The organism is Ciceribacter azotifigens, from assembly GCF_048159625.1.
Lineage (GTDB): Bacteria > Pseudomonadota > Alphaproteobacteria > Rhizobiales > Rhizobiaceae > Allorhizobium > Allorhizobium azotifigens.
The window spans coordinates 21978-28107 of sequence record NZ_JBLQTA010000021.1 but is presented as its reverse complement, the minus strand read 5'-3'; the positions used below and the strand labels follow the sequence as shown (position 1 = coordinate 28107).

The window sequence follows — 6130 nt, the reverse complement described above, 5'->3', positions numbered from 1 at the left end:
CCGTCGCCCCCCCCCCCCCCCCGCCCTCATACCGTGGCGATGGTCACATGATCGCGCAGCCGCGCGGTGATGATTTCTCGATCTCGTTCTGTGCGAAGAAGGCGCCCAGCACTGGTGTGCTCGAATTCCGAGTAGTCGAACACCACCAGCGCGCAGCCATGCAGAGGGAGCAAGGTTCGCCGATAGTCGTCATAACGACGTCTCTGTTCACCGCGCGAAACGCCCGAAACGGTTGGACGATCATCGAAGAAGCGCACGCGTCCGCTGTGCTGTCGCTCGTGATATTCGATCGCCAGCCCAAGCTCCGGATAGAAGGCGTCGACTGGAAGCAACACCCTTCGTCCCGAAGGCCCGGCATCCCCTAATAGAAATGGAAAACGGTGCTGGCGTATCGCCTTCTTTCCCAGAACAGCATCGCACAGGTCGATGATCCATGCTTCGTCGCTCGAAGACCTGGCAGCCGATGGAGGTCTGCTCCGCACCTGTTCGACCGCCGGGGCGACATTCGCAGCCAGCGCAAAGGTGGCTAGAATGCGCTCCATATCCCTGTGTTCGGGGCTGCCAATGCGGACTTCCCAGCGCTCACTATGGGAGTGCCACCGCAGACTGGCTCGGCGAAGCGCAGCCCGGAACCGCTTGGGATCAACGCCGTGGGACCGCGCCATTTCGGCAGCGGTCGTGACATCCTCAGTCCCGACTGCGCCACTCACGGCGCAAACATTTCAATGATTGCCTGTCCATGTGCCGCAATGTTGTTATCGAGCCCACGCCAGGTTCCGAGCCACTCCCGGTAGCTCGCGAAGTGAAATGTCACTTCATCGCCCGCGGTCGCTCCGGCAAAACGGGCAATTTCGTTCCGATGCCACATGAGGTCATCCTGCGCGATGGGATGGCCGTTCCTCGCTGCGGGTTCAGCGAAGAGGTAGAAAAGTACCGGTGCCCGATTTCGGCGGCGGCCTTCGGTCACCAGGCCAAATGCGTGTTTGACCAGTTGCGCGGCATCAAGGTGAGTGAACCGCTCCTCCCCTGAACGCAGGCGGTCTCGCATCCTTTCATAACCCTTCATGTCCCGGCCCCAAACGGGCCGGTCATAAGCGTCCGAAAGGTTGACAGACTTCACGTCCCGGAAGGGCTCAAAGCGCTTGCTTTCAACCCCGATCAGCGTCGTCGGCGTCTGCACCACAGCGTCGAGCCAAGGATGCCGACCGCCTGACCAGGGAAACCGCGCGCAAAACTCCACGTCTACCAATTCAGGGACGCCAGCGGCCTCAAGGCCGCTCAGAGGTGGAAGAAGTTCCGGCCGCTCGATGAACCAGCCGAAGCAATTGACCGCGAGTGCTGCGGAACTCTCCGGGCTTGAAAGTTTGCCAGACTCAATTTCCTTGCCGCCGGCCTTTGCAAGGCGGTTAAGCACGTGGCCAGCGGGAATGCCGCGTAGAAATTTCGGGTCACTCACTCGTCGTTCCCCCCAAGTCTAGGACCGTGCCGAAGTCTCTCGCACTTCACAATTGTAGTTTCGCGTGAGCGCCGCCTAACCCAGATCGATGTTCCAGTATTTCAGGACGCCGACCACGTCGTCCTTGGGATAATGAAGGAAAGCCGCGTTCGCGAGGTCGGTCTTAATCTTCTGTTTGCGCTTGGCGATTTCCCGCTCGATGCGCAAGCTGAATGGTGCGACACCGGGCGGCAATGCACCGGGATTATCCGGGCTCGGCCAACTCTTGGGATAGCCGTTGGGAATCCAACCCGACCTGACCTTGGTGGCCTGTTCCGCGACCGACGGATGCTCGCAGGCCCATCCATAGAGATGGAATGCGCAGACTCGCAGCATGGCCTTGATCTCGGGAAGCGTGTCGGTGAAGCCTTTGAGCGGTGTCGGCAGCCACACCATGTTGGCGACGCAGGAGAAATAACGGGGGTCCTGAACCACACTGCTCTGTTGCGCAAAGGACGGATCGTCGTAGCCCCAGATGTGGCAGACGGTCCAATTCTTCGGCTTGGGCGATGCCACATCCAGGGCAGCGACCAGCGCGTTCAGAGCCGCCACGTTGCCCTCGAATTTGTCGGCTGTAACCCCGGTAGCCTTTCGGGTGTTGGTATAGCGACGACTCCACTGCGCGTCATAAAGCGGTCGACCCCGCGCCGTGTGCGGCGCCCACACCGGCAAGCGCCGGAAGGTTTCCGGATTGACCCACCGCGCTGTGCGCTCGATCAGCTTGACGACCGCCGGGATATCGTCCCTCAACGCCTCGTTACCGTCTGGAATGAAGAAGCCTTCCGCCACTTGCCGCCCCCCTGTCATCTGCCCCCGCCGCAAGAAGGCTGACCACAGTTTTGAGCGTGAGTCCTGAGCGGTAGAGCTGTTTGAAGAGATCGTTTCTCTACCATCTCCGGAAAGCGAAGCACCACCCCCGCTTCCTCTGCGCTGATCCTTGGTCCAGCCGATGGCCTGACGCCATCAACCCGTGAAGGGTCCGCTACGCGAGCGTGCGGCCTTGAGGCTTCGCCTCCGCGGTGATTGCGGCCCTCGGCCGGACACATCGGGCGCCTGTCGCGCGGGGGATGGTCCCCCGCCTCCAAGACAGGAGCCGGAACGATGTCCCTCAACGACGCTCATGCCTTCGCCTTCAGCCTCGCCACCACCCTCATGGTCGCCATCGTCGTCTTCCGGGCCGGCGACGGCAGCCTGTCGGTCGTTCCCGCCAACGAATACGACGGCGACACCGCCGCCATCATCCATGAAATCGATCCCTTCCAACCCTGACGAAGGGAGCGCCCGGTCCGGCGAGCGGAACTTCCTAGCCGATTTCCGCTCCCGTGGCCGCTCATCTTCGGCTATGCTTCATGCCGTGCCGTGGTGGTGGTGGAAGGCGCGACCGTCAGACCTTTTCTAACGGAGGCCACCACCATGATCTTCCTTGGCATCATCTTCAGCGTCGCGGCTATCGGCGTTCTCTGCTGGCTGCTGTTCACGCTTGCTATCTACGCGCTCCCGGCCTTTGCTGGCGTCACCGCCGGCATGTGGGCTTATGACACCGGCGCGGGCTGGCCGGGCGGCATCGCGATCGGCCTGGTCGCGGCCGGGCTGATTTTCGGCGTCGGCCAACTGCTGCTTGCCTTCGCGCGCCCGCTCTGGCTGCGCGTCGGCATTGCACTTGCCTTCGTAGCCCCGGCGGCGATCGCGGGCTATCACGCGACCCATGGCATCGTGAAGCACACTATGCCGTCCGAGGGCTGGCAGATCGCCTTTTCGGTCGTCGGCGCGATCGCGGTCGGCATTGCGGCATTCCTGCGGATAGCAGCGATGGCCGCGCCCGAACCGGCCGGACGGGGGATGGTGCGGGGCTGATACCGACACGGCCGTTGGAGGCATGGCCAGCAGGCCGGCACGCCTGCCATCCTCGACGCCGAAGTTGGACGAAGCCGACCGTCAAGCAGAGATTGCGATGTGAGGCCAGACATAGCGTGAGGCCCGTTGAAGCGGCGCTGAACCGGTAGTCAGCCCCGGCACAGCCACTCGATGACGCAGGCGCGGATGGCGTCTCACGAGCCGATGCCTGCGGGAAGCCCATCGCGATCATCGCCAGGACAGGTGGGACGACATCGCCGGCAGGGACTCGTTGCCAGGATTCCGGCGGCTTCGCGGGGCCACCACGTTCTCCCTTGATCTTTCTGTCAGGTCGACCGCTCCAACACGGCCTCTTCAATGGGCTGATCTGGCCGAAGGCCGGCTGCGCCTCGATCGCCTATGCCGCAATGGCGCCGATCGACTTTCTTCCCCTGCCGGCTTCGCCGTCATTCCTCGCGAAACAACAAAGTCGCCTGGCTGCCATCCTCCGCTGGCGCTGCGGCCCTGACGAGCCCACCCCATTGCGCAAGCGCAATGGGGACCCCGGGGGGTGCGGCGTCGATCGCCTCCGGCCCGTCGATCGCCATCGAGGCCGCAATGGTGCGGGCTCGAAGCAGTGATCAAGGAGAACTGACATGGCGACCATCGGCACCTTCAAGAAGACCGGCAACAACGAATTCGCCGGCGAAATCGTCACCCTCAGCGTCCAGGCCAAGGGCGTGCGCATCGTCCCCGAGACCCGGGCCACCGGCGAGAACGCCCCCAGCCACCGCGTCTTCGTCGGCCGCGCCGAGATCGGCGCCGCCTGGTCCAAGCGCTCCAACGAGGGCCGCGACTATCTGGGCCTCAAGCTCGACGATCCGAGCTTCACCGCCCCGATCTTCGCCAACCTCTTCGACGACGAGGACGGCGAAGGCTACAGCCTCATCTGGTCCCGCCCCAGCCGCCGCAACGGCGACTGAGGCGCCGCGACGCCCCGCCCGGACGATCCGGGCGGGGCCTCTTTCATTGCGGGGCGACCGAATCAGTCACGACGCCGATAACTCCGAAGGACGCTGGTACAGCGTTTTGTGTCTGGCCGCCCGCCCATAGAACGACTAATATAGTCGTAGTTCTGGCGTGCGCATTTGTGCCGGTGGGAGGTGATCATGCATGATCACCGCCCGACAGACGCGGGCCGCACGCGCGTTGCTTGGTTGGACGCAGGAGACGCTCGCTGAAAAGGCCCTGGTATCCCTGACCGCGTTGAAGCGCCTCGAGTCCGAGAGCGGCCTCAAGGTGTATGAGACGACGCACGATCAGGTGCGCCGGGCGCTCGAGGCCAACGGCATCGTCTTCCTCAACTCCGATCAGGGGGAAGGAGTGATGTTCGTTCGTGCGAAAATCGACAGCCGCAGATCACCCTGACATCCCGTTTGGTGCCTCGGCGATGCCTCCGGTGCATCGCGCGATGCACCAATGGCCTTCTCTGTGCCCGTCGAACGCCCGGTTAACAAATGGGGCGGGGGCGGATATGGTAAGGCGCTGGGGGCTGACGTGATGCAAGTACATTTCCTCGATGAACCGCCGCAAAGCGCGGCGCTCACGACCTATGACCGTGAGCACATGAAGCTCTATATGCGGCTGCTCGACGCGGCGACCGATGGCGCCGACTGGCGCGAGGCTGTCACGATCCTGTTCGGCCTCGATCCAGACCGCGAGCCGGACCGCGCGCGCCATGTCCACGACACCCATCTCGCCCGCGCCCGGTGGATGACCGAGCACGGCTATCGCCTGCTCGTCCGCGAGGGCCGTGCCCACTAGCCAGAATTGCGATGCCTCGGCTGCATCGCCCGTTGCCACCTTCGGGGCTTCCGGCGGCCTCTGCAACCGGGGATGGTGCTCCTCCCGGTAGCCAACGCGCAGAGGACGCCCGTGACCCCTGACATATCCCGGTGGCGGTCGACATCGACCTACGACTATCTCGACGAGCTCGCATCGCCCGATCTTGGCTGGGAATGGCTGCGGCGCAACGGCGACTATCAGCGTGATTATGCCGAGACCAGGCGTTCGGCGTGCGATCTCCGGGAACTGACGAACCGGGTGAGGAAACGCTGGGGGTTGCAATTTCGTTGTCCGTCCGTCGCTCAACGCCACTGAAGCGCCGGTCTTCTGGTGCCCGGAGGATGACACCAGCACCGTGCTGCTGGCCGCCGCGCCGTCCATCCTTCCGGCCGACGGCAATCTCTTTTCCGCCATCCGGGAGACCGCCGCCCGCGCCGACGAGCAGGGCGTTCATTTCCTGCACGACCCCGGAGACGGGCAGCTTCTCCATCTCCTGCGGTTGGCCGGCGTCGCAGCCGGCGAACCGCTCGCCGCGCTGATCCCGCTCGACCATGACGGCCTCGACCGGCTCGAAGCCGTCCAGCGTCTGCTCAAGTCCCTGCTCGGTCGCGCCGTGCCCGCGGACACCCGGCTGACCAAGCAGCAACGCCGGCGCATCCGCCACATGCTGCAAGCGGTCGACGGACGCATGAACGGCGCGAGCTACCGTGAGATCGCCAACGTCATTTACGGCGTGTCCCGCGTCGCATCCGATCCATGGAAGTCCTCGGCGCTGCGCGACGCGACGATGGACCTTGTCAAGGACGCCCTCGCCATGATCGCCGGGGGCTATCGCGTGCTCCTGCGTCATCGCCGCCGATCCTGACCCGATGTCGAAAGGGGGGTGCGAATTTGGCACGCCCTTCTTCGCACTCCCACCTCGCGGCTCTCCTTCGCCACCGTGACCTGCGTCCGCCG

At 64.1% G+C, this 6130-nt stretch carries 10 protein-coding genes; 7 read left to right on the top strand and 3 right to left on the bottom strand.

Annotated features, from left to right (window positions below; genetic code table 11):
* Positions 1 to 26: 26 nt before the first annotated feature.
* The 3 genes from ACM6UT_RS21150 to ACM6UT_RS21140 form a co-directional block, all read right to left on the bottom strand.
* Positions 27 to 542, bottom strand: coding sequence for a hypothetical protein (locus tag ACM6UT_RS21150; RefSeq protein ID WP_129609370.1), 516 nt, complete (start codon positions 540 to 542; stop codon positions 27 to 29).
* A 164-nt stretch (positions 543 to 706) separates the two neighbouring features.
* A complete protein-coding gene (locus tag ACM6UT_RS21145) occupies positions 707 to 1456 on the bottom strand; it encodes a PGN_0703 family putative restriction endonuclease (RefSeq protein ID WP_416799314.1) in 750 nt (249 codons plus the stop codon).
* Positions 1457 to 1531: 75 nt separating this feature from the next.
* Positions 1532 to 2284 (bottom strand): hypothetical protein, encoded by a 753-nt coding sequence (locus ACM6UT_RS21140; RefSeq protein WP_416799313.1) that lies wholly within the window; start codon positions 2282 to 2284, stop codon positions 1532 to 1534.
* 312 nt (positions 2285 to 2596) lie between these two features.
* Here ACM6UT_RS21140 and ACM6UT_RS21135 point away from each other — a divergent pair, with 312 nt between their 5' ends.
* From ACM6UT_RS21135 to ACM6UT_RS21105, 7 genes are all read left to right on the top strand, one after another.
* Positions 2597 to 2764 (top strand): hypothetical protein, encoded by a 168-nt coding sequence (locus ACM6UT_RS21135; protein ID WP_165363918.1) that lies wholly within the window; start codon positions 2597 to 2599, stop codon positions 2762 to 2764.
* A gap of 144 nt (positions 2765 to 2908) precedes the next feature.
* Positions 2909 to 3349, top strand: coding sequence for a hypothetical protein (locus ACM6UT_RS21130; RefSeq protein WP_107396054.1), 441 nt, complete (start codon positions 2909 to 2911; stop codon positions 3347 to 3349).
* Positions 3350 to 3984: 635 nt separating this feature from the next.
* A complete protein-coding gene (locus tag ACM6UT_RS21125; protein WP_107396055.1) occupies positions 3985 to 4311 on the top strand; it encodes a DUF736 domain-containing protein in 327 nt (108 codons plus the stop codon).
* 190 nt (positions 4312 to 4501) lie between these two features.
* The gene (locus ACM6UT_RS21120) at positions 4502 to 4756 is read left to right on the top strand and encodes a helix-turn-helix domain-containing protein (protein WP_107396056.1); all 255 of its coding nucleotides are present in this window, start codon (positions 4502 to 4504) and stop codon (positions 4754 to 4756) included.
* A 132-nt stretch (positions 4757 to 4888) separates the two neighbouring features.
* Entirely contained in the window at positions 4889 to 5152 is a 264-nt protein-coding gene (locus ACM6UT_RS21115; protein ID WP_034468224.1) for a DNA -binding domain-containing protein, read from the top strand.
* Between the two features lie 111 nt (positions 5153 to 5263).
* Positions 5264 to 5488, top strand: a complete 225-nt coding sequence (locus ACM6UT_RS21110; protein ID WP_416799312.1) for a transcriptional regulator domain-containing protein — start codon at positions 5264 to 5266, stop codon at positions 5486 to 5488.
* A 40-nt stretch (positions 5489 to 5528) separates the two neighbouring features.
* Positions 5529 to 6038: a DUF2285 domain-containing protein gene (locus ACM6UT_RS21105; protein WP_416799311.1), complete on the top strand. Its 510-nt coding sequence runs from the start codon at positions 5529 to 5531 to the stop codon at positions 6036 to 6038.
* Positions 6039 to 6130 lie beyond the last annotated feature (92 nt).